This is a genomic window from Phenylobacterium sp. GW823-FHT02A09 (genome assembly GCF_058797775.1).
This window is the reverse complement of record NZ_JBXAJZ010000001.1, coordinates 336061-357686: the sequence shown is the minus strand read 5'-3', so window position 1 is coordinate 357686 and position 21626 is coordinate 336061. Positions and strand designations below refer to the sequence as shown.

The window sequence follows — 21626 nt, the reverse complement described above, 5'->3', positions numbered from 1 at the left end:
TTGTTCTCAACTAACTTGCGTTGAGCGCAACCCCTTGTTAGTGCGAGCCACTATCAGCACTTGCGGGGACTAGCAGTTTGTCGGCTTCGGAGCTCGTGGACGCGAAAGCGGCCATCGACGAGGAAAAGGCCAAGGCCAAGCGTAAGGCCCAGCGCCGTGCCGCCCTCATGCGCCAGATGGTCAAGTGGCACTGGATCAGCGCCGCGGTCTGCCTGGTCGGCATGCTGCTGTTCGCGATCACCGGCATCACGCTGAACCACGCCGGAGCCATCGAGGCCAAGCCGAACACCGTCGAGACCGAGGGCCAGCTCCCGGCTGAACTCTTGAGCGTGGCCAAGGCCGCCCAGGCCGAGCAAGGCGCCCTGCCCGAGCCGATCCGCGCCTGGCTGGCCAAGGACATGGGCGTGAAGGCCCCCAAGGCCGCCGCCATCGAGTGGACCGACGAAGAAGCCTATGTCTCCCTGCCCCGCCCGGGCGGCGACGGCTGGGTGACCTTCGACGCCGGCACCGGCGCCGTCGTGCACGAGAGCACTAGCCGCGGGCCGGTGGCCTATCTCAACGACCTGCACAAGGGCCGCAACACCGGCGCGGTCTGGAGCCTGTTCCTCGACGTCTTCGCGATTGGCTGCGTGATCTTCTGCCTCACCGGGCTGGTGCTGCTGCAACTGCATTCGAAGGCCCGCAAGATCACCTGGCCGCTGGTCGGGCTGGGCCTTGCGGTCCCGCTGATCCTCGTTCTCATCTTCCTTCACTGACCGGAGCACCTATGCGTCTGCCGATCTACACCGCCGCCTTCACGGGCCTGATGGCGGGTCCCGCCCTGGCGGCGGACCTGGAGCTGAGCGTGGAAATTCCGCGGCTGACGGTCGCCGAGTACCATCGCCCGTACGTCGCCGTCTGGATCGAGAACCAGGACAAGACCGCGGTGAAGACCCTGGCCGTCTGGTACGACGTCAAGCTGAAGAACCAGGAGGGCCAGAAGTGGCTGAAGGACATGCGCCAGTGGTGGCGCCGTGCCGGCCGCGACATGAGCCTGCCCGCCGACGGCGTCAGCGCCGCGACGCGCGCGCCCGGCAAGCATCAGGTCGTGTTCAAGGGCGGCGCAGCACCGCTCGGGAACCTGCCGGCCGGCCAGTACAACATCGTCGTTGAAGCGGCTCGCGAAGTCGGCGGCGTCGAGGTGGTCCGCGCGCCGTTCCAATGGCCGCCCAAGACCCGCACGACGTCCTCCGCCAAGGGGACCAGCGAACTCGGCGCCGTGAGCGTCACCGTCAAGCCGTAGAGGACAGAAGCATGCAAAAGATCCGCCGCGGCGCCCTGGCCGCCGTCTCCGTCGTCGCCATCCTGGCGATCCCGGCCGCCGCCAGCGCGCACCGCCAATGGTTGCTGCCCTCGGCCACCGTGCTGTCGGGAAACGATCCCTGGATCACCGTCGACGCCGCCGTGTCCAACGACCTGTTCTACTTCGACCACGTGCCGATGCGCCTCGACGGCATCTCGGTGATCGCGCCGGACGGCTCGAAGGGCGAGATCAAGAACGGCGCGACCGGCAAGTACCGCAGCACCTTCGACGTGCAGCTGAGCCAGCCCGGCACCTACAAGATCGCCAATGTCAGCGACGGCGTCGGCGCCTCGTACAAGCAGGGCGGCGAGCAGAAGCGTTGGCGCGGCTCGGCCGCCGATCTGGCGACGGCGATCCCCAAGGACGCCACCGACGTCAAGATCATGGAAAACGCGCGCCGGCTTGAAATCTTCGCCACCCGCGGCTCGCCGACCAAGGAAGCCCTGAAGCTGACCGGCAAGGGACTCGAGCTCGATCCGGTCACCCATCCGAACGACCTGGTGGCCAGCGAACCGGCGACCTTCAAGCTGGTCATCGACGGCAAGCCGGCGGCCAATGTCGAAGTCGAGGTCGTCGCCGGCGGCAACCGCTACGCGGGCAAGACCACCGAGCTGAAGCTCAAGACCGGCGCCGACGGCGCCTTCACGGTGAACTGGCCGGCGGCCGGCATGTACTGGCTGGAAGCCTCCGTCCGCGGCGGCCAGAGCAGCATTCCGAACGCCGAGCGCAGCGCCGCCTACGTGACGACGCTGGAAGTCCTTCCCGACTGATGAGTCGGGTCGCCGTCCCACTGGACCTCTCGCCGCGCGCCCTTCGGGCCCGCGGCGAGCGATCGGTCGCCTTCAGCGGCCCGACCATGGGGGTCTCCTGGAACGTCAAGGCGTTCGCTCCAGCCGGGCTCGACCTGGCGAGCATCCCCGCTCAGATCCAGATCCTGCTCGACGGCCTGATCGCCCAGATGAGCAACTGGGAGCCGCACTCCCACATCTCGCAGTTCAACCGCGCGTCGGCCGGCGGCTGGCTGGACCTTGCGCCGGGCTTCGCCCACGTCATGGACCGGGCGCTGCACTGGGCCGACCTGAGCGGCGGCGCCTTCGATCCGACTACAGGCCGGCTCGTCGACCTATGGGGCTTCGGACCGTCAGGACCGGCGCTCCCGCCCAGCCATTCCGACATCGAGGCGGTGCGGGCCGACTGCGGCTGGGACCGGCTGGCCCGCGACGGCGCGCGCATGTTCCAACCTGGCGGCCTGCATCTCGACCTGTCCGGCATCGCCAAGGGTTTCGGCGTGGACGAGGTCTCGCGAGCGCTCTCCCACCTCGGGCTGGCGGATCACCTCGTGGAGATCGGGGGCGAACTGCGCGGCGCCGGCGTCAAGCCGGACGGCCAGCCCTGGCTCGCCGACATCGCCTCCCCGCCGGGCGCGAGCCTGCCGGGCGGTCCGATCCGCGTGGCGCTGCACGGCCTCTCGCTCGCCACCTCCGGCGACTATCATCGCTTCCTCGACCACGACGGACGGCGCTACAGCCACACGCTGGACCCGCGTACCGGACAACCCGCCGCCAACGGTCTGCGGTCGGTCAGCGTCGTCGCCCGCGACTGCATCGACGCCGACGCGCTCTGCACCGCGATCGGCGTGCTGGGACCGGAGGAAGGCCGCGCCTTCGCCGTCCGACACGACGTCGCCGCCCTGCTGCTGGTGGACAAAGGCGACGGATTGCGCGAAATCGTCACCCCCGCCCTTGAGGCGATGCTGGCCTGAGCCAGGACATCCGCGGATTTTCCCAAGGCCGCATTGACTTTGGGTTCGAGATTCGTATTGTCCGCGGCTCTTTAGAACACCTGCCGGTCCGACCGGCCCCGCGAGGACCGACCATGGCGAAGCCCGCCTCCATCAAGATCCGCCTGAACTCGTCGGCTGACACCGGCTACTTCTACGTCACCAAGAAGAACGCCCGCACGAAGACCGAAAAGCTGGTCATGAACAAGTACGACCCGATCGTGCGCAAGCATGTCGAGTTCAAAGAAGGCAAGATTAAATAAGCCTTCCCCAGACTCTCCAGTCTGTGAAAACGCCCGGCCGGCTGGCCGGGCGTTTTTCGTTGTGCGGCGCGCGGCGCTGCGTGTCATGTCGCCGCTCCGCGTGCTGGGCTAACATGCAGCCATGACGGCCCTGGATTTCAACATCCGCAGCTATGGCGAGGACCGCGGTCCGGACAGCCACAGCTTCGACCAGCTGGTGCTGCCGCTCAGCGGCGCGCTGGAACTGGACATCGCCGGCCGAGGCGGCCGGCTGGCTTCTGGGCGCGCCGCGTTCGTCGTCGCCGAGACGCCGCATTCGACGATGAGCGACACGGCCAACCGCTCGATCATCCTCGACCTGCACCTGGCGCGCCAGGCCCCGCAGATGGCCGAGCGGCTCGCGCGCGCGCCGTTCGTGAGCCTGACGCCAACGGCCACCAAACTGATCGACTACATGGGGCTGATGATCGGCGACGGTCGCGCCACGCCCGCCGTCGTGGCGCTATGGACGCCGCTGCTGATCGACGCCCTGGGCCAGGCCCCGGCCAGCGCCGCCTCGCGCTTGGCGCGACTCGCCGCGCAGATCGAAGCCGAGCCCGCCCTGCCCTGGACCACGACGATGATGGCCGAGCGCGCAGCGGTCAGCGTCAGCCGGCTGCACGCCCTGTTCCAGTCGGACTTGGGCATGAGCCCAAGGGCCTGGCTGAGCGAAGTGCGCCTGCGTCAGGCCCGCGACTGGCTGTCATCCTCTCCGGCCTCGATCGCCGAAGTCGCCCATCGTTGCGGCTATGGCGACCAGAGCGCGCTGACCCGGGCGATGCGCCGCGCCACCGGCATGACACCGGCGGCCTATCGTCGGCAGGAACGCGAGACGCGGACCAAAACGCAGTAGTCCGCGCCAAGACCTCGACGGCGTTCCATGGCAATTGCCAGATCATGACAGGACAAGGCCGGACACTGCTGGGCGTCGGATGCGGAGTGGCCGCGGGCGCGTTCTGGGGACTGGTGTTCCTGGCGCCGGAGCTGGCGTCGGAGTTCACGCCGCTGCAGCTGGCGGCCGGTCGCTACCTGGCCTACGGCGCGATCGCCGCCGTCCTGCTGGCGCCCCGCTGGCGCGCGGTCAGCGCCGCCGTCGGCCGGCGCGAGTGGGTGGCGCTGTCGTGGCTCAGCGTGTTGGGCAACACCCTCTACTACGTGCTGCTGGCCAGCGCCGTGCAGACGGGCGGCGTGGCGATGACCTCCGTCGTCATCGGCTTCCTGCCTGTGGCGGTCACGATGATCGGCAGCCGCGATCATGGCGCCGTCCCGCTGCGCCGGCTGCTTCCGTCCCTGGCCGTGGGCGCGGGCGGCGTCGCCTGCATCGCCTGGCAGTCGCTGCATGCAGCCGCGCCGGGCTCTGAGAGCCGGGCCCTGATCGGCCTGGCCTGCGCGATCGGCGCGCTGGCCTCGTGGACCGCCTACGCGGTCTGGAACGGCCGCTGGCTGGCGCGCGTGCAGCACGTCTCCGCTCACGACTGGAGCCTGCTGACCGGGGTGGCGACGGGGGCCCAGGCGCTGGTCCTGGCGATCCCGGCGGCGCTGATCGGCGCGAGCGCCCACGCGTCCGACCAGTGGATTCGCTTCATCGCCGTCTCGGCCGGCGTCGCCATCTTCGCCTCGATCGTCGGCAACGCCTTCTGGAACCGCGCCAGCCGACTGCTGCCGCTGACCCTGGTCGGCCAGATGATCCTGTTCGAGACCCTGTTCGCCCTGCTCTACGGCTTCCTGTGGGAGCAGCGCTGGCCGACCACAGCCGAACTCGCCGCCATCGCCCTGATGGTCGCCAGCGTCGTCACCTGCGTGTCGGCGCACCGCCCGCGCCAAGGAGCCGCCCATGCACAAGATCAGCACGCCTGACGAACCCGCCGCCGCGCAGATCGTCTTCGACGACTTCGCCAAGGTGGACATCCGCGCGGGTGTGATCGTCTCGGCCGAGCCGTTTCCGGAGGCCCGCAAGCCGGCCTACCGCCTGGCGATCGACTTCGGTCCCGCGGTCGGCGTGAAGAAGAGCTCGGCCCAGATCACCGAACGCTACACGCTTGAGGAGCTCGTCGGCCGTCAGGTGATGGCGGTGGTGAACTTCCCGCCCCGCCAGATCGGCCCGGTGCGCTCGGAGGTGCTGGTGCTGGGCTTTCCGGACGAGGACGGCCACATCGTGCTGGCCGCGCCGACCGGCGCCGTCCCCAATGGCGCGCGGCTGGCCTGAGCGCTAGCTACGGCGCGACGGGCCGGACAGTGAGGCGTTAGGGAATGTAGAGCGCGAGGTCCAGCGGGCCTGACTGGTACCAGGACACCGGCAACTGCAGCCCCTCGACTTCAACGCCGTAGCTCGGACCGAATGTCGCCGCCATCTGACGCGCGTCCTCAGCGACCAGTTTGGAGACCGCCCCGCGATATTGGGCCGGTCCGACCAGGGTCAACTGCCAGCTGCTCTTGAAGAGAATTTCGGTCCGGCCGACCTTCTGAGCACGTTCCACGAACGCCTTGATCCGCGGTGGCGGCATCGAACGTATCTGCGTCTCGAACCCCGGTCTTTATGACCAGGGCGGCTCGGCTCGTATCTGCCTTCGCGTCGGGCTCGATCACCGCGTCGAGCATGGTCTCGTCAAACTGTCCAACGACCTCGTCCCCGAAACCCAGCGCAATGGACTTATCGTCGGCCGCCGCTGACCAGAGCAGCCATCATACCGGCAACCGCTGCGAACTTCATTTCCGCCCCCGCGTCACCCCTGACGCGCACCATAGGTTGGAGACGGCGAGAGGTCACGCGGCGCGGGCGACGACCTTGTTGCGGCCGTGGGCCTTGGCCTCGTAGACGGCCTCGTCGGAGCGCTTGAGCAGGGCTTCGGGCCGGTCGCCCTCGCCGAGGGTGGCGGCGACGCCGACCGAGATCGTGACCGTCAGTAGTTCGCTGCCGCCCATCACCCGGAAGGGCGAGCCGGCGACATGCAGCCGAATCCGCTCGGCGATGCGCTCGGCGTCTTCCAGCTTGGTGTCGGGCATGACCACGACGAACTCTTCGCCGCCGTAGCGGCACGGCAGGTCGATGGCCCGGACGTTGGAGGCCAGGCGCACGGCGAACTCGCGCAGCACCTCGTCGCCGACGTCATGGCCGTAGCCGTCGTTGATCTTCTTGAAGTGGTCGATGTCGATCAGCAGGCAGGCGACCGGATCGCCGCCATGCGTCGCCCGGCGCACCAGCGCCTCGAGCTGTCCGTTCATGTAGCGGCGGTTGTGCAGCCCGGTCAGCTGGTCGGTGACCGCAAGCTCCAGCGAGTGGTCGAGGTTGTCGCGCAGATAGTCGGTGTAGCGCTTGCGCCGGATCTGGGTGCGGGCGCGGGCCGCCAGCTCCTGCGGGTCGATCGGCTTGGGCAGGATGTCGTTGACGCCGATCTCCAGCGCCTTCACCAGCCGCGGTCGCTCGTCGAAGTCGACCACCGCCAGCACCGGCAGGTGCCGCGTCGCTTCGTCCGATCGCAGCTGGGCGGCGAAGCGCAGGCCGTCGAAGCCGCGCGCCGTGGCGTTGACAATGATCAGATCGACCGGCCCCTTGGCGGTCATCAGCGCCTTTTCGGGATCGGCCTCGATGATCGGCCGATGCTCGATGGCCAGCTCGGTGGCGACGCGCTGGGCCTGCCGTTCGTGGTCGTCGACGATGAGGATCCGCCCGCCCGTCCCGCCCAGGCGCGAGGCCGCGCCGGCGATGACGCCCATGCGGCGGCCCGAAGCCTCGCGGTCGCGCAGTTCGTCGATGACCATCTTGAGCCGGGTCAGGCTGCGCACGCGGGCGAACAGCATGACGTCGTCGATGGGCTTGGTCAGGAATTCGTCGGCGCCGGACTCCAGCCCGGCGATGCGGTCGGCGCGGCCGTCCAGGGCGGTGACCAGCACCACCGGCACGTGGCGCGTCTCGGGATCGTCCTTCAGCCGGCGGCAGACCTGGAAGCCGTCCATGCCCGGCATCATCACGTCCAGCAGGACGATGTCCGGCTTTTCCTTGGCCGCGATCGCCAGCGCGGTCGGCCCGTCGCTGGCCGTCAGGACATCGTAGTACTCGGCCGTCAGCTTGGCTTCCAGCAGACGCACATTGGCTTCGATGTCGTCGACGACGAGGATGCGGGCGGACATAGGCGAACTAGCTCAACAATCGCCGGATGGTATCGAGAAAGTGCGACACTGAAATTGGTTTCGACAAATAGGCCTCGCAGCCGCCTTCGCGAATCCGTTCCTCGTCGCCCTTCATGGCGAACGCCGTCACCGCCACGACCGGAATCGCGGCCAGCTCGTCGTCCTCCTTCAGCCACTTGGTGACCTCCAGACCGGAGATCTCGGGCAGCTGGATGTCCATCAAGATCAGATCGGGACGATGCTCCCGCGCCAACGCAAGCGCCTGCAGCCCCTCGCGGGTCTGTAGGGTTTCGTAGCCTTGGGCATCGAGCAGATCATGAAACAGCTTCATGTTCAGCTCGTTGTCCTCGACGATGAGGACCTTCTTGGCCATTTTCGTCTCGACGATGCTTCGAGAGCCCGCGAATCGACCGCTGACCCCACCTTTGGATCGTTAATCTCACGGATATCCTTAAACTCGCGTTAGTCGCACCGGAGGGCCCTTTGGCCAGCGTTTCACCTCAACTGCCGCCGCCGCGGGCGCCCAACCTGCTGGAACTGGGCGTCGATCCGCATCGGCCGCTGCTGCTGGTCGACGTGGATGAGGTGCTGGGCCTGTTCATGCAGGGCTTCGGCCGCTTCCTGGAAGGCCGCGGCCTGGAGTTTCGCGTCGACCGCTTCGCGCTGTTCCAGAACATCTATCGCCCCGGAGAGACCCAGCACCTGCCGGTCGAGGAAGGCCGCACGCACTTCGACGACTTCTTCCGGCTCGGCTGCGGGGACATGGAGCCCGCCCCCGGAGGCCCCGAAGCGCTGCGTGCGCTGTCCCAGCGCGCCAACGTCGTGATCCTGACCAATGCGCCGGGACCGGCCCGCATGGCGCGGGCCCGCTGGCTGGGCCGCCATGGCATGGACTACCCGCTCGTGCTCAACACCGGACCGAAGGGGCCCGTTGCGGCCATGATGGCCCGACAGGTGAAGGCGCGAGCGGCGTTCATCGACGACCTGATCTCGAACCTGGATTCCGTCGCCGAAAGCGCGCCGGGCGTGAACCGCTTCCAGATGGTCGCCGATCCACGCCTGCAGCCGCTGGCCCCGACCGCCCCCGAGCGCCACACCAGGATCGACGACTGGCGGGCGCTGCGCGAGGCGATCGAAGCGGCGGTGTTCTAGGCCGCGGGCTTGGCTGGGCCCGGCTGGGTGAACTCGGCCTCGATGATAATCTCGACCTCGTCGCTGACGCCGAAGTTCGTCCCCGCCGCCGGCACGCCGTAGGCGATCCCGAACTCCGAACGCTTGATCTCGCCCTTGGCCGAGAAGCCGATGCGCGCGCCGCTGGGGTCCATGCCGCCGGCCGCATAGCCGCCGTTGAAGGTGACGTCCAAGGTCAGGGGCCGCGTCACGCCGTGCAGGGTGAAGTCGCCCGTGACCTTGGCGGTGTTGGCGCCGGTCGGTTCGACCTTGGTCGACTTGAAGGTGATGGTCGGGAACTTGCCGGCGTCGAGCCACTTGGGACCGGCGAGTTCGGCGTCGAAGTCCGGCTCGTCCAGCGGGAAGTCGGTTTCGAGCGACTTCGGATCGACGCTCGCCTCCACGCTCATGGCCGCGGGGTTGGCGGGATCGAAGTTCAGCTTGCCGGAGATGTCGGTGAACCGCGCCGTATAGCGTGACAGCCCCAGGTGATTGACCCGGAAGGAGACGCTGGCGTGGGTGTTGTCCAACTTGTACTCGCCCGCAGGGGCGGTGTTCTGGACCGCCGGCGCAGCGGCCGTCGGCGCGGGCGGCTCGGCCGCCTTCTTCTCGGCCGGCGGCTGCGAACAGGCGGCGACGGTAAGGGCGGCGAACGCCCAGGCGGCACGCTTCATGGGTCCGATCCTTCGAGTGTGTCTGGCCACAACTGAGCGTCGCACCAGCCGGGCTGGGGCGCCAACCGAATTCGCCGCAGCGCCCATTGCACAGGCGCGCAAAACGGAACAAACCATGACCTCATGATCCGGATCGGCGTGGACTTCGGCGGCACCAAGATCGAGGCTGCAGCGCTGGACGCGCAGGGCCGCTTCCAGGCCCGCGTGCGCGTCGCCTCGCCCCGCGACTACGCGGCCGGCCTCGAGGCGGTTCGCGAGTTGGTCCGCGAAGCCGAGCGTCAGGCGGGCATAAGCGGCGCCAGCGTCGGCGTCGGCGTCGGCGGGCCGGGCTCGCCCTCCCCCGCCACCGGCCTCATGCGCAACGCCAATTCGACCGAACTCAACGGCCGCCCATTCCCGGCCGATCTCGCCCGCGTGCTGGATCGCCCGGTGCGCTACGCCAACGACGCCAACTGCCTGGCGCTGTCGGAAGCCGTCGATGGCGCGGCGGCCGGTCATCGCGTGGTCTTCGCCGCAATCCTGGGGACCGGCTGCGGCGCCGGCGTGGCGGTCGACCGTACGATCCTCGAGGGCCGCAACGCCTTCGCCGGCGAGTGGGGACATATGCCCCTCCCCTGGCCGACGGACGCGGAACATCCCGGGCCTGCCTGCTGGTGCGGGCGGCGCGGCTGCATGGAGCTCTGGGTCTCCGGTCCTGGCCTTACCAAGGACCACGGCGGCGGACTTTCGGCCGAGCAGATCGTCGGCGCGGCCCGCAACGGCGAGCGCGCGGCGGCCGAAGCGCTCGACCGCTATGTCGACCGCCTCGCCCGCGGGCTGGCGGTGGTCTGCAACGTGCTCGACCCGGACATCATCGTCCTTGGCGGCGGCATGTCGAATGTCGGCGAACTCTACGACCGCCTGCCGGCCGCCATCGCGCCCCTGGTGTTCTCCGACCTGTTCGAGACCGAGATCCGGCCGGCCATGCACGGGGATTCCTCCGGCGTGCGCGGCGCCGCCTGGCTGTGGCCGCTGACGCCATGAGCGCCCTCTGCCGCGACTGCCTCAAGCGCGGCGATTTCGAGCGCCGTTGTCCGGGCTGCGGCTCGCCGCGGATCGTGGCGCACGCAGAGCTCGAAGCGCTTTCGATCGCCCATATGGACTGCGACGCCTTCTACGCCTCGGTGGAGAAGCGCGACGATCCCTCGCTGCGCGACCAGGCTGTGATCGTCGGCGGCGGCAAGCGCGGCGTGGTCACCACCTGCTGCTACATCGCCCGCATCAGCGGTGTGCGTTCGGCCATGCCGATGTTCAAGGCGCGCCAGCTCTGCCCCCAGGCGGTGATCATCAAGCCGGACTTCACCAAGTACCGCACCGAGAGCCGGCGGATCATGGAGATGGTGCGCGACCTGACCCCGCTGGTTCAGCCGCTGTCGCTCGACGAAGCCTGGATGGACCTGTCGGGCACCGAACGTCTGCACGGCGCGCCGCCGGCCGAGACCCTGGCCCGGCTGCAGGCGAAGATCGAGGCCGAGGTTGGCATCACGGTTTCGATCGGCCTGGCCGCCAACAAGTTCCTCGCCAAGATCGCCTCGGACCTCGACAAACCCCGCGGCTTCTCGGTGATCGGCGCGGCCGAGGCGCAGAGTTTCCTGGCGTCCAAACCCGTCGGCATCATCCCCGGCGTCGGACCTGCGATGATCAAGTCTCTAGAGGGCGCGGGATTCAGCAAGGTCGGCGACCTGGCCCGCGCCGACCTCAAGATCCTGGCGCAGCGCTTCGGCGCCCAGGGCCTGAGGCTGCACGATCTCGCGCACGGGCGCGACAACCGTAGCGTCAACCCGAACGAGGAACGCAAAGGCATCAGCGCCGAGACCACCTTCAACGAGGACTTGTCCTCGCGCTCCGACCTCGAGGACAAGCTCGCCCCTCTGTGCGAGCGGGTGGCGCGTCAGGCTCGCGCCGGCGGCGTGGCCGGCCGGGTCGTTACGCTCAAGCTGCGGCGGACGGACTTCAAGATCATCACGCGCCGCCGGGCCCTGCCTGTGCCGACCCAGACCGCGAAGACGCTGTTTGCGGTCGGCCGCGAACTGCTGGCCAAGGAGGTCGACGGTCGTCCCTGGCGGCTGATCGGCATCGGGGTCGCCGAACTGATCGACGCCGATGCTGTAGAGCATGACTTTTTCGCCGGCGCTGAGCAGAAGGCGCTGGTCGAGGAACGCGCCGTGGATAAGCTACGGGCGCGATTCGGCCCCGATGTCGTCACATCCGGACGGGCATTGGGGGCGAAACGTACCTCCCATGATTGAGGGTTGCCGTGTTCCCCCGCATTCGGGGTGACAAAAACGCGCGGTTAGACGGGTTGGAGCCTTTGGGCGACATTTCAACCCTTCCATACGGCAGCCTTTTCCATATCTAATCCATTGTAGAGAGGGCGGCTGCCCTCAGGAGACCTGTTCGATGGCCGAGCGCAAGCAAGGTGATCAAGATACGGGCGTCCGGTCGACGGTCATCACTCAGACCAAGCCGAAGACGCAGAAGCCGTCGATGTATCGCGTGCTCATCCTGAACGATGACTACACGCCGATGGAATTCGTCGTCTACGTGCTTGAGCAATACTTTAACAAGTCGCGCGAAGACGCGACGCGGATCATGCTGCACGTTCACCAACATGGTGTCGGCGTGTGTGGCGTGTTCACATACGAAGTGGCGGAAACGAAGGTGGCCCAGGTGGTTGATACCGCTCGCCGGCATCAGCACCCGCTGCAATGCACAATGGAAAAGGATTGAGGCTCAGTGCCGTCATTCTCGCGCCAGCTTGAAGAATCTCTCCACCGCGCGGTGGCTTTCGCAAACCAGCGTAAGCACGAGTACGCGACGCTAGAGCACCTGCTGCTCGCCCTCATCGACGATGAGGACTCGGCTGGTGTGATGCGCGCGTGCGACGTGGACCTGGCCGCCCTGCGCACCACGCTCACCAATTACGTGGACAACGAGCTCCGGTCCCTGGTCGTCGACGACGGCGAGGACGCCAAGCCGACCTCGTCGTTCCAGCGCGTCATCCAGCGCGCCGTGATCCACGTCCAGTCCTCGGGCCGTGAGGAAGTGACCGGAGCCAACGTGCTCGTGGCCATCTTCTCCGAGCGCGAGAGCCATGCCGCCTACTTCCTGCAGGAGCAGGACATGACGCGGTACGACGCGGTGAACTACATCGCCCACGGCATCGCCAAGAAGGCCGGGGCCGACCAGCCGAAGACCGTCAAGGGCTCCGACGAAGAGGACAAGCCTGCGGTGAAGACCGGCGGCGAGGCCCTCGAGGCCTACTGCGTCAACCTCAACGAGAAGGCCAAGCAGGGCAAGGTCGACCCGCTGATCGGGCGTCATGCCGAGGTCGAGCGCTGCATCCAGATCCTCTGCCGCCGGACCAAGAACAACCCGCTGCTGGTCGGCGACCCGGGCGTCGGCAAGACCGCCATCGCCGAAGGCCTGGCGCGGAAGATCATCAACAATCAGGTCCCGGAAGTCCTGGCCGGCGCGACCATCTTCTCGCTCGACATGGGCTCGCTGCTGGCGGGCACCCGCTATCGCGGCGACTTCGAAGAGCGCGTGAAGCAGGTCGTCAAGGAACTGGAGAACCACCCGGACGCGATCCTGTTCATCGACGAGATCCACACGGTGATCGGCGCCGGCGCGACCAGCGGCGGGGCGATGGACGCCTCCAACCTGCTCAAGCCGGCCCTGGCCTCGGGCACCCTGCGCTGCATGGGCTCGACGACCTACAAGGAGTTCCGTCAGCACTTCGAGAAGGATCGGGCCCTGGTCCGTCGCTTCCAGAAGATCGACGTGAACGAGCCGACGATCGAGGACACGATCAAGATCCTCAAGGGTCTGAAGACCTACTACGAGGAGTTCCACAAGCTTCGCTACACGGGCGACGCCATCAAGGCGGCGGTCGAGCTGTCGGCCAAGTACATCACCGACCGCAAGCTGCCGGACAAGGCGATCGACATCATCGACGAAGCCGGCGCCAGTCAGATGCTGCTGCCTGAGGGCAAGCGGAAGAAGACCATCGGCGTGAAGGAGATCGAGACGGTCGTCGCCAAGATCGCCCGCATCCCGCCGAAGTCGGTCTCCAAGTCCGACACGGTGGCGCTGAAGGAACTCGAGGTCGATCTGAAGCGAGCCGTCTACGGTCAGGACGACGCGATCGAGCAACTGTCCGCCGCCATGAAGATGGCGCGGGCCGGCCTGCGCGACGCGAACAAGCCGATCGGCTGCTACCTGTTCTCGGGCCCCACCGGCACCGGCAAGACCGAGACCGCCCGCCAGCTGGCCTCGACCATGGGCATCGAGCTCCTGCGCTTCGACATGTCGGAGTACATGGAGCGCCACACGGTCAGCCGCCTGATCGGCGCGCCTCCCGGCTATGTCGGCTTCGATCAGGGCGGCCTGCTGACCGACGCTGTCGATCAGCACCCGCACGCGGTCGTGCTGCTGGACGAAATCGAGAAGGCTCACCCCGACGTCTTCAACATCCTGCTGCAGGTCATGGACCATGGCGTCCTGACCGACGCCAACGGCAAGAAGGTCGACTTCCGGAACGTGGTCCTGATCATGACCACCAACGCCGGCGCCTCTGACGCCCAGCGCAACGCCATCGGCTTCGGCCGCGGCAAGCAGGACGACGAGGTCGACGAGGCCCTGAAGCGCCTGTTCACGCCGGAGTTCCGCAACCGCCTGGATGCGGTGGTCCAGTTCAAGCCGCTGACGCAGGAAATCATCCGCCAGGTCGTCCAGAAGTTCGTCATGCAGCTGGAAGCCCAGCTCGCCGATCGTCACGTCACGATCGAGACGACCGAGGAAGCGGCGGACTGGCTGGCCAAGAACGGCTTCGACGAGCTCTACGGCGCCCGGCCGCTGGCCCGGGTCATCCAGGAGCACATCAAGAAGCCGCTGGCCGACGAGATCCTGTTCGGCAAGCTGGTCAAGGGCGGCCACGTCAAGGTGGTCCTCAAGGACAGCAAGCTGGGCTTCGAAATCGAAGGCGACGACCGCGAACCGGGCGCCCCGATCATCGAGGATCCGGCCGAGGACGCCGCGCCCGAGCTGGCCGACTAACCCGCTTCGAAGGCCTCAAATGCGAAACCCCGGAGCTTCGGCTCCGGGGTTTTTCTTTGCCGTCGTTCGGGGGCCTAGGAGATCTTCGCGGCGATCAGCTCGGCCAGCGCCTTCAGTTCGGCGGGATCCGCCATTCCGCCCGCGCCATGACGGCCGAGTTCCAGCCCCGCCCAGCGCGGGATGATGTGGAAATGCAGATGGTAGATCGTCTGACCGGCCGGCGCGCCGTTGTACTGGGCGACCATGATCCCGTCGGGGTTCAGGGCCGAACGCACGGCTCGGGTGATGCGCTGGACGCCCAACATCAGCGGGGTCAGCACCTCCGGCTCCACCTCCAGCAGATTGCGCGCCTGGGAGTGCTTGGGGATCACCAAGGTGTGGCCCTTGGACTGCGGGAAAACGTCCATGAAGGCGAGGATCTCGCCGTCCTCGAAGACCTTCGCCGCCGGCGCCTCGCCGCGCAGAATCTTGGCGAAGATATTGCCGTCCTCGTAGGTCCCGTCCAGGCTCATGGGGCGCTCCTTCAAACTCGTCGCACGGTGGTAGCGCATTGCCCCGGACGACGGAACACGGCCGTTGCGCCAGCGACGGGTTTACGCCTCCTCGCCTTGCGATAACCTGCTCGGACAGACGGCCAGCAAAGGCCGCGGAGGGAGGGAAGCGATGTATCTCGCCGATCACGCGCGGCTGACGCCCGACAAGCCGGTCATGATTTCCGCCGACACGGGCCAAGTCGTGACGTTCGCCGAACTGAACGAGCGGTCGAACCGCCTGGCGCAGTTTCTCCATGCCCAAGGCCTGCGCCGCGGCGATCACATCGCCGTTCTGATGGAGAACAACCTCGCATTCATGGAGCCGGTCTGGGCGGCGTTCCGCTCGGGCCTCTACGTCACGAGCATCAACCGCTACCTGCCGCCGGACGAGGCCGCGTATATCGCCGACGACTGCGGGGCCAAGGCGCTGATCACCTCCTACGCCAAGCGCGACACGGCGGCCGAGCTCCTGAACCTGATCCCGAACTGCCCTATCCGGCTGATGGTGGGCGGCGTCATCCCGGGATGGACCTCCTACGAGGAAGCCGTCGCGTCCGGCTCGCCCGAACCGCTGGCCCAGGAGTGGATGGGCGATTCCATGCTCTACTCGTCGGGCACCACCGGCCGCCCGAAGGGAATTCTCCGCCCCCTGCCCGACATCACCCCGGCCGAGGGCTTCGACGCGCGGCAGATGGCTAATCGCTACGGGCTGTCGGCGGAGAGCGTCTACCTCTCCCCGGCCCCGTTATATCACGCCGCGCCGCTGGCATACGTGCTCACGGTGCAGTCCTTCGGCGGCACTGTGGTGATGATGGAGCGCTTCGATCCGGAACAGGCGCTGCAACTGGTCGAGACCCACCGCGTCACCCACAGCCAGTGGGTGCCCACCATGTTCGTGCGCATGCTGAAGCTGCCTACTGAGGTTCGGACCCGCTACGACCTTTCAAGCCACAAGGTCGCCGTTCACGCCGCCGCGCCCTGCCCGGTCGAGGTCAAGCGCCAGATGATCGAGTGGTGGGGACCGATCCTCTACGAGTACTACGCTGGCACCGAGGCCTCGGGCTCGACCTTCATCACAAGCGAGGACTGGCTGGAGCACCCCGGATCGGTCGGACGAGCGGCGCTGGGCGTGCTGCATATCTGCGACGAGGACGGCGAGGAATTGCCGATCGGCGAGACCGGTCTCGTCTATTTCGAGCGCGAGGCCCCGACCTTCGAATACCACAACGATCCGGCCAAGACGGCCTCGGCCCGCCACCCCAAGCACCCGAACTGGAACGCCCTCGGCGACGTCGGCTATCTCGACAAGGACGGCTATCTCTACCTCACCGACCGCAAGGCCTTCATGATCATCTCGGGCGGCGTGAACATCTATCCCCAGGCCATCGAGGACGCGCTGGTCACCCATCCAAAGGTCGCAGACGTGGCCGTCTTCGGCGTGCCCGACGCCGAGATGGGGGAAGCGGTGAAGGCCGTGATCGAGCCGGCGCCAGGCCAGGCGCCCAGCGACGATCTGGCGGCCGAACTGATGGCCTATGCCCGCGAGCGGCTGGCCCACTACATGGCGCCGCGCTCCATCGACTTCATCGAGGAGATGCCGCGCCTGCCGACCGGCAAGCTCTACAAGCGGTTGTTGCGCGACGCCTATTGGCAGGACCGGAAGATCTGAAACGCCGCGGCCGTCAGCCCTGGCGGAAAGGCGAATACTCCTCGGCGAGCCATTCCATCTCGCCGTTCACCGCCTCGCGCTCGCGACGCAGGAAGTCGTCCACCGGGCCGCGCAACCGCGTGTCGGCGATGTAGTGGGCCGAGTAGACAGGCGCCGGCAGATAGCCGCGAGCGATCTTGTGCTGGCCCTGGGCGCCAGCCTCGACCCGCGCCAGCCCTCGGTCGATCGCCCACTCGATCGCCTGATAGTAGCAAAGCTCGAAGTGCAGGAACGGCACGTCCTCGATGCAGCCCCAGTTGCGGCCGTAGAGGCAGTCGTCGCCGATCAGGTTCAGCGCCCCGGCGATCCATTGTCCGCCGCGCCGCGCCATAACCAGCAGCACGCGATCGGCCATGCGTTCGCCGAGCAGCGAGAAGAACAGCCGGTTGAGATAGGGCCTGCCCCACTTGCGTGACCCGGTATCCATGTAGAAGCCGAAGAACGCGTCCCAATGGTCCTCGGTGATCTCCGCGCCCGTCAGGGCGACGATCTCGACCTCGGCCTGGGCGTCGCGCCGTTCGCGGCGGATGGTCTTGCGTCGCCCCGACGACAGCGCCTCGAGGAACCCATCGAAGCTGGCGTAACCTTGGTTCAGCCAGTGGTACTGCTGGCCCTGGCGCTGCAGCAGCCCGCGCTCGCCGAACCACTCCCACTCGGCCTGCGTCGGGAAGTTCACATGCAGGGACGAGACCTCGTACTGCTCGCACACGGCCAAGGCGCCGCCCAGCAGGATGCGGCGCGCCTCCTCCAGGTCGATATCCGGCCGCACCAGCAGACGCGGCCCGGTCACCGGGCTGAACGGCGCCGCGGAGATCAGCTTCGGATAGTACTGCCCGCCGGCCCGCTCATAGGCGTCGGCCCAGGCATGATCGAAGACATATTCGCCCTGGCTGTGAGACTTCAGATACAGCGGCGTCACCGCCGCGATCTGGCCGGCCTCGTCTTCCACCGCCAGGTGCTGCGGTCCCCAGCCGGTGCGCTCGACCGCGCAACCGGCCGCCTCGGCGATGTCGAGGAAGTCGAACGACACGAACGGGTTGCCGCGATGGTCGGGATGGCTGGCGCAGGCGTCCCACGCCTCGCGCCCGATCTCGGCGATTCGGCGGCTGATCTGCACCGCCGGCTTCAGCTTCACGCCTCGAAACCCTCGAAGATCAGGTTGTCGCAGTAGTCCTTCACTGCGTCCCACTGGCCGGGCTCGCGCACCGTCCAGGCCACGACCGGCATCCCGTCCTCGCGGAACTTCGCGGCTCGCTCGTCGGGCAGCATGCCGATGTGCAGCGCCAGGAAGTGCGGGCGGGCGATCGACACGTGCTCCAGCCGGGCGAAGGAGTCGCGCTGCGCCTCGTTCATGCTCGGCGCCTGCTTGTAATCGTAGCTGTCCAGGCCGCGCAGGACGCCCGGGAAGCGATCGGCGAACCAGGCATGGGAGTACGGATTGAAGCCGATGACGCAGGTCGGACCAGCGTGATCGATCAGCAGCTCATGGACGCGCTGCTCCAGCGGCCCGACCTCGCCATAGGGCGTCTTGAGCTCGATGTGCACCATCGCCCGCCGGCCGATCAGGGCCAGGGTCTCGCGCAGGGTCGGGATCTTCTCGTCGGTGCCCTTGAGCGACAGGTCGCCCAGGTCGGCGGCCGTGCGGTCGCGCAGCTTGCCCTCGACCCCGGTCATCCGCTTCAGGTCGTCGTCGTGGAAGACCATCGCCTCCCCGTCCGACGACAGATGGACGTCCAGTTCGACGCCGTAGCCCGCCTCGCAGGCAGCCTGGAAGGCGGCCAGCGAATTCTCAGGCGCGCCGCCGCGGGTCCACAGCCCCCGGTGCGCCACCGGCGGCTGGAACAGCAGGTCCCAGGCCTCGCCGAACGGATTGCTCACCGAACCTGCACCACGGCGTCGACCTCGACCGAGAAGCCGAGCGGCAGGCGATAGACGCCGACCGCCGAACGGGCGTGCTTGCCGGCGTCGCCGAAGGCCTCGACCATCAGGTCCGAGGCGCCGTTCACGACCTGCGGGATCTCCAGGAAGCTCGCGCCAGCCTGCACGAAGCCGCCCAGCTTGACCACGCGGACCACGCGGTCGAGATCGCCGTCGCAGGCCGCTTTCATCTGGGCGATCAGGTTGATTCCGCAAAGCCGCGCCGCAGCCTTGGCGGTCTCCAGGTCGACCTCCTCACCCACCGTGCCGCGAATCCCGCCGCCGGCGTCGAGCGACACCTGGCCCGAGATGTGGACGAGATCGCCGGCCCTCACGAAGGGGACGTAGTTGGCGACCGGCGGATTGGGCTGCGGCAGGGTGAGCCCGAGCGCAGACAGGCGTTCTTCGACCTTCGACATGCCGAAGGTCTAGCGCTGCGCTCTGAACCCGAAAAGAGAAAAGGCCCGCGCCTGGGCTGGCGCGGGCCTTTTCCGTTCGGACACCCCGCCGGAGCGGGGCGACTGGGAGCTCTTAGCGAGCGGCCTGCAGGCGCTCGACGGCGGCGGTGACGCGCTCGTTGAGCGGCTTGACCGCATCCTTCACCGACGACGACACGATGTCCGACATCTTCGAAACTTCGGCGATGTAGGCGTCGAGGGCCGACTTGGCGTAGGTGGTCTGAAGCTCGATCACTTCCTGCACCGACTTGGCGCCCGAGAGCGACTTGGCGGCGGCGACGTGATTTTCCACGGCCTTCTTGGAGTAGGCCATGGCCTGGGCGCCCAGGGCTTCAGCGCCCTTGGTCGAGGCGGTCACCGAGGCGATGACGGCTTCCAGGTTCTTCTTCGAATGGGTGTTCATCTCGTTCAGTTGAGCGAGCGACTTCTCGACGGCGTCCTTGAAGGCGACGTTGCCGGCGGTGGTGAACTGTTCGACGGTGTTCTTGACGGTCTCAGCGGCGGCCATGGGCGGGCTCCTGGGGTCGGGATGGGGCGGTGATACCGCGACGCAAACGTGGACGGGGACTTGCCTTGAACTCGCCCGTCATTTCCCATGTTGCAGTGCAGCAGTCAAGCGGATTTTGTGCAGTGCACAATTTCCTGCCCGTTCGCTAGGCGCCGGGCGTTCACGCAAGAGTTGAACGGATCAGGCGCGACAAATGGGCCCGTTCAAGTCCTGTTTACCATCGCGCAAGGCTACCGCTGGCATGCTAGGACTCATCTGGAGTGGCCCGGGGGGCCGCTTAACCCTTTGTATCGACGGACGAACCGTATGTTCGAGCGCGCCCGCCGCCTGATTGCGTCCCTTGCCCTCGCCGCCGCGACCGCCGTCGCGCCGGTGGCGGCTTCGACCGCACAGGCTCAGGTTCCCTACCTTCAGCTGCCCGCCAGCCAACCCAAGTACGCGGCCATTGTGGTCGATGCGAAGACCGGCGAGGTCATGTACGCCAAACGCGCGGACAGCCCTCGGTATCCCGCCTCGATCACAAAAGTGATGACGCTGTACCTGGCGTTCGAGGCGCTGGCGGCCGGCCGCATCCATCTGGACGACCCGGTGGTGATCTCGCCCCGCGCCGCGGCCCAGGCGCCGACCAAGCTAGGCCTGCGCCCCGGCGAGACCCTGACCGTCGAACAGGCGATGCAGGCGCTGGCGATCAAGTCGGCCAACGACATCGCAGTCGCCCTGGCCGAAAAGCTCGGCGGCTCTGAAGCCCGCTTCGCGGCGATGATGACCCTGCGCGCCGAAGAGCTCGGCATGCAGAACACCCGCTTCGTGAACGCCTCCGGCCTGCCCGACAGCCGCCAGGTCTCGACGGCTCGCGACATCGCGATCCTGTCGCGCGCGGTGATGCGCGACTACCCGCAGTACTACAAGCTGTTCAGCCAGCAGAGCTTCACGTTCCGCGGCGTGACCATGCGCAACCACAACGGCCTGCTCGGCCGCATGCCCGGCGTCGACGGCCTGAAGACCGGCTTCACCAACGCCTCGGGCTTCAACATCGCCGTGTCGGCGGTGCGCGACAATCGCCGCCTGATCACCGTGGTGCTCGGCGCGCCGTCGACCGCCGTGCGCAACAACAACGCCGAAGACCTGATCCTGACCGGCTTCGACGTCATGGCCCGCCGCGACCGCGGCGAGAAGATCACCGTCGCCCAGAACCTGTTCGAACCCGAGCCCACCGGCCCGATCGTTCGTCCCTCGGTGGAGCAAGGCGACAACGAGCAGGACGGCCTGAAGATCGTGCTCGCCTCGGCCAGCCCGACACCCGCCGCCGCCCGCACCAAGATCGTCGAGCCGTCGAAGAGCGCCCTGCGCGACAAGAAGGCGGCCGGCAAGTGGTCGGTCCAGGTCGGCGCGTTCAAGTCCAAGTCCGACGCCAAGGAACAGCTGGCCCTGGTCTCCAAGCGGTTCGGCAAGCACTTCAGCGCCGCCAACGGCGAAGTCGGCGGCAAGGCTGGCGCTTATCGGGCGCGGTTCTCGGGCTACACCGAAGCCTCGGCCAAGGACGCCTGCCAGGCCCTGAAAGCCAAGCGCCTGGCCTGCATGGTCGTCCGTCCGGCCTGACGGACTACTTCTTCAACAGACGATCCCTGGCCGCGTTCAACTGCGCGGCCAGGCCGCTGGTCCCACCCTTGTCCGGGTGGGCCATGCGCATCAGGCGGCCATAGGCTTCCCTGATTTCGGTCTCGGTGGCGTTCGGCCCGACTCCGAGAATGGAGCGCGCCTCGCTGTCGCTGATGCGCCCGGCGGTCGGTGGAACCGCCATGCCGGTCCGGCGCGTCGAGACCGCCAGCCAGAGCCCCATGACCACCAGGACGATGGACTTGCCCCATCCACCGCGCACGCCGACATAGGCCGCCGCGGCGAAGCAGACGATCGCCAGCGCGCCGGCCAGGAACCGCCACTCGCGCCGCTTCAGCACGGGCTTGCCGCGAGTGATCCACACCAGCAGGAACAGCGACAGGCAGCCAAGGGCGAGATAGAGCATCTGGACC

General features: G+C 67.6%; 25 protein-coding genes and 1 pseudogene. 16 read left to right on the top strand and 10 right to left on the bottom strand.

All coding sequences use genetic code 11. From position 1 onward, the window contains the following. Window positions 1–95: 95 nt before the first annotated feature. The 8 genes from AC1Q87_RS01930 to AC1Q87_RS01895 all read left to right on the top strand — a co-directional run bounded on the left by AC1Q87_RS01930 (window position 96) and on the right by AC1Q87_RS01895 (window position 5609). Window positions 96–755 carry a PepSY-associated TM helix domain-containing protein gene (locus AC1Q87_RS01930; protein ID WP_492607322.1) on the top strand — a complete coding sequence of 220 codons (660 nt, stop codon included), beginning with the start codon at window positions 96–98 and terminating at the stop codon, window positions 753–755. A gap of 11 nt (window positions 756–766) precedes the next feature. After that, a complete protein-coding gene (locus tag AC1Q87_RS01925) occupies window positions 767–1282 on the top strand; it encodes a DUF2271 domain-containing protein (protein WP_492607321.1) in 516 nt (171 codons plus the stop codon). An 11-nt stretch (window positions 1283–1293) separates the two neighbouring features. Next, window positions 1294–2112, top strand: coding sequence for a DUF4198 domain-containing protein (locus AC1Q87_RS01920; protein ID WP_492607320.1), 819 nt, complete (start codon window positions 1294–1296; stop codon window positions 2110–2112). Beyond that, entirely contained in the window at window positions 2112–3104 is a 993-nt protein-coding gene (locus AC1Q87_RS01915) for an FAD:protein FMN transferase (protein WP_492607319.1), read from the top strand. Before AC1Q87_RS01920 ends, AC1Q87_RS01915 begins: the two co-directional genes overlap by 1 nt. Before the next feature lie 113 nt (window positions 3105–3217). Beyond that, window positions 3218–3385: a 50S ribosomal protein L33 gene (rpmG, locus tag AC1Q87_RS01910; protein ID WP_183770461.1), complete on the top strand. Its 168-nt coding sequence runs from the start codon at window positions 3218–3220 to the stop codon at window positions 3383–3385. A 121-nt stretch (window positions 3386–3506) separates the two neighbouring features. Beyond that, window positions 3507–4256 (top strand): AraC family transcriptional regulator, encoded by a 750-nt coding sequence (locus tag AC1Q87_RS01905; protein ID WP_492607318.1) that lies wholly within the window; start codon window positions 3507–3509, stop codon window positions 4254–4256. 44 nt (window positions 4257–4300) lie between these two features. After that, window positions 4301–5260, top strand: coding sequence for a DMT family transporter (locus tag AC1Q87_RS01900; RefSeq protein ID WP_492607317.1), 960 nt, complete (start codon window positions 4301–4303; stop codon window positions 5258–5260). After that, window positions 5238–5609: a tRNA-binding protein gene (locus tag AC1Q87_RS01895; RefSeq protein WP_492607316.1), complete on the top strand. Its 372-nt coding sequence runs from the start codon at window positions 5238–5240 to the stop codon at window positions 5607–5609. Before AC1Q87_RS01900 ends, AC1Q87_RS01895 begins: the two co-directional genes overlap by 23 nt. Before the next feature lie 37 nt (window positions 5610–5646). Here the strand turns inward: AC1Q87_RS01895 and AC1Q87_RS01890 are convergent, their stop codons facing one another. Continuing rightward, window positions 5647–5880 carry a hypothetical protein gene (locus tag AC1Q87_RS01890; RefSeq protein ID WP_492607315.1) on the bottom strand — a complete coding sequence of 78 codons (234 nt, stop codon included), beginning with the start codon at window positions 5878–5880 and terminating at the stop codon, window positions 5647–5649. 7 nt (window positions 5881–5887) lie between these two features. Here AC1Q87_RS01890 and AC1Q87_RS01885 point away from each other — a divergent pair, with 7 nt between their 5' ends. Further along, a complete protein-coding gene (locus AC1Q87_RS01885) occupies window positions 5888–6073 on the top strand; it encodes a hypothetical protein (RefSeq protein ID WP_492607314.1) in 186 nt (61 codons plus the stop codon). A 93-nt stretch (window positions 6074–6166) separates the two neighbouring features. Here AC1Q87_RS01885 and AC1Q87_RS01880 read toward each other — a convergent pair whose 3' ends face one another. Both AC1Q87_RS01880 and AC1Q87_RS01875 read right to left on the bottom strand, forming a co-directional pair. Beyond that, window positions 6167–7531: a PleD family two-component system response regulator gene (locus tag AC1Q87_RS01880; RefSeq protein WP_492607313.1), complete on the bottom strand. Its 1365-nt coding sequence runs from the start codon at window positions 7529–7531 to the stop codon at window positions 6167–6169. Window positions 7532–7538: 7 nt separating this feature from the next. Then, window positions 7539–7904 carry a response regulator gene (locus AC1Q87_RS01875; RefSeq protein ID WP_056018205.1) on the bottom strand — a complete coding sequence of 122 codons (366 nt, stop codon included), beginning with the start codon at window positions 7902–7904 and terminating at the stop codon, window positions 7539–7541. A gap of 110 nt (window positions 7905–8014) precedes the next feature. Between AC1Q87_RS01875 and AC1Q87_RS01870 the strand changes: the two genes are divergently transcribed. After that, window positions 8015–8683 (top strand): hypothetical protein, encoded by a 669-nt coding sequence (locus AC1Q87_RS01870; RefSeq protein ID WP_492607312.1) that lies wholly within the window; start codon window positions 8015–8017, stop codon window positions 8681–8683. Here AC1Q87_RS01870 and AC1Q87_RS01865 read toward each other — a convergent pair. Beyond that, window positions 8680–9375 (bottom strand): YceI family protein, encoded by a 696-nt coding sequence (locus AC1Q87_RS01865; protein ID WP_492607311.1) that lies wholly within the window; start codon window positions 9373–9375, stop codon window positions 8680–8682. The two genes, AC1Q87_RS01870 and AC1Q87_RS01865, sit on opposite strands and share 4 nt — an antisense overlap. Before the next feature lie 123 nt (window positions 9376–9498). Between AC1Q87_RS01865 and AC1Q87_RS01860 the strand changes: the two genes are divergently transcribed. The 4 genes and pseudogenes from AC1Q87_RS01860 to clpA form a co-directional block, all read left to right on the top strand. After that, complete coding sequence (locus AC1Q87_RS01860; protein ID WP_492607310.1) at window positions 9499–10398, top strand: ROK family protein; 900 nt, start codon at window positions 9499–9501, stop codon at window positions 10396–10398. Beyond that, window positions 10395–11663 carry a DNA polymerase IV gene (locus tag AC1Q87_RS01855; protein ID WP_492607309.1) on the top strand — a complete coding sequence of 423 codons (1269 nt, stop codon included), beginning with the start codon at window positions 10395–10397 and terminating at the stop codon, window positions 11661–11663. The genes AC1Q87_RS01860 and AC1Q87_RS01855 overlap by 4 nt, the downstream gene beginning before the upstream one ends. Before the next feature lie 151 nt (window positions 11664–11814). Further along, window positions 11815–12144, top strand: coding sequence for an ATP-dependent Clp protease adapter ClpS (clpS, locus tag AC1Q87_RS01850; protein ID WP_056734830.1), 330 nt, complete (start codon window positions 11815–11817; stop codon window positions 12142–12144). A 6-nt stretch (window positions 12145–12150) separates the two neighbouring features. Next, window positions 12151–14455 (top strand): annotated as a pseudogene (gene clpA / locus AC1Q87_RS01845) (ATP-dependent Clp protease ATP-binding subunit ClpA); the annotation flags it as partial. Between the two features lie 91 nt (window positions 14456–14546). Here the strand turns inward: clpA and AC1Q87_RS01840 are convergent. Continuing rightward, window positions 14547–14984 (bottom strand): HIT family protein, encoded by a 438-nt coding sequence (locus tag AC1Q87_RS01840; RefSeq protein WP_492607308.1) that lies wholly within the window; start codon window positions 14982–14984, stop codon window positions 14547–14549. A 151-nt stretch (window positions 14985–15135) separates the two neighbouring features. Here AC1Q87_RS01840 and AC1Q87_RS01835 point away from each other — a divergent pair, with 151 nt between their 5' ends. After that, window positions 15136–16674: an acyl-CoA synthetase gene (locus tag AC1Q87_RS01835; protein WP_492607307.1), complete on the top strand. Its 1539-nt coding sequence runs from the start codon at window positions 15136–15138 to the stop codon at window positions 16672–16674. A gap of 13 nt (window positions 16675–16687) precedes the next feature. On the opposite strand, the gene AC1Q87_RS01830 is transcribed toward AC1Q87_RS01835, so the two are convergent. From AC1Q87_RS01830 to AC1Q87_RS01815, 4 genes are all read right to left on the bottom strand, one after another. Next, a complete protein-coding gene (locus AC1Q87_RS01830; RefSeq protein ID WP_492607306.1) occupies window positions 16688–17848 on the bottom strand; it encodes a GNAT family N-acetyltransferase in 1161 nt (386 codons plus the stop codon). Further along, the gene (locus tag AC1Q87_RS01825) at window positions 17845–18591 is read right to left on the bottom strand and encodes a glycerophosphodiester phosphodiesterase (RefSeq protein ID WP_492607305.1); all 747 of its coding nucleotides are present in this window, start codon (window positions 18589–18591) and stop codon (window positions 17845–17847) included. Before AC1Q87_RS01825 ends, AC1Q87_RS01830 begins: the two co-directional genes overlap by 4 nt. Continuing rightward, complete coding sequence (locus AC1Q87_RS01820; RefSeq protein WP_492607304.1) at window positions 18588–19049, bottom strand: RidA family protein; 462 nt, start codon at window positions 19047–19049, stop codon at window positions 18588–18590. The genes AC1Q87_RS01825 and AC1Q87_RS01820 overlap by 4 nt, the downstream gene beginning before the upstream one ends. Before the next feature lie 112 nt (window positions 19050–19161). Then, window positions 19162–19596, bottom strand: a complete 435-nt coding sequence (locus tag AC1Q87_RS01815; protein ID WP_312166461.1) for a phasin family protein — start codon at window positions 19594–19596, stop codon at window positions 19162–19164. Between the two features lie 306 nt (window positions 19597–19902). On the opposite strand from AC1Q87_RS01815, the gene AC1Q87_RS01810 reads away from it, so the two are divergent. Beyond that, entirely contained in the window at window positions 19903–21195 is a 1293-nt protein-coding gene (locus tag AC1Q87_RS01810) for a D-alanyl-D-alanine carboxypeptidase (protein ID WP_492607303.1), read from the top strand. Window positions 21196–21199: 4 nt separating this feature from the next. Here AC1Q87_RS01810 and AC1Q87_RS01805 read toward each other — a convergent pair whose 3' ends face one another. Continuing rightward, window positions 21200–21619: a J domain-containing protein gene (locus AC1Q87_RS01805; protein ID WP_492607302.1), complete on the bottom strand. Its 420-nt coding sequence runs from the start codon at window positions 21617–21619 to the stop codon at window positions 21200–21202. Window positions 21620–21626: the final 7 nt, after the last annotated feature.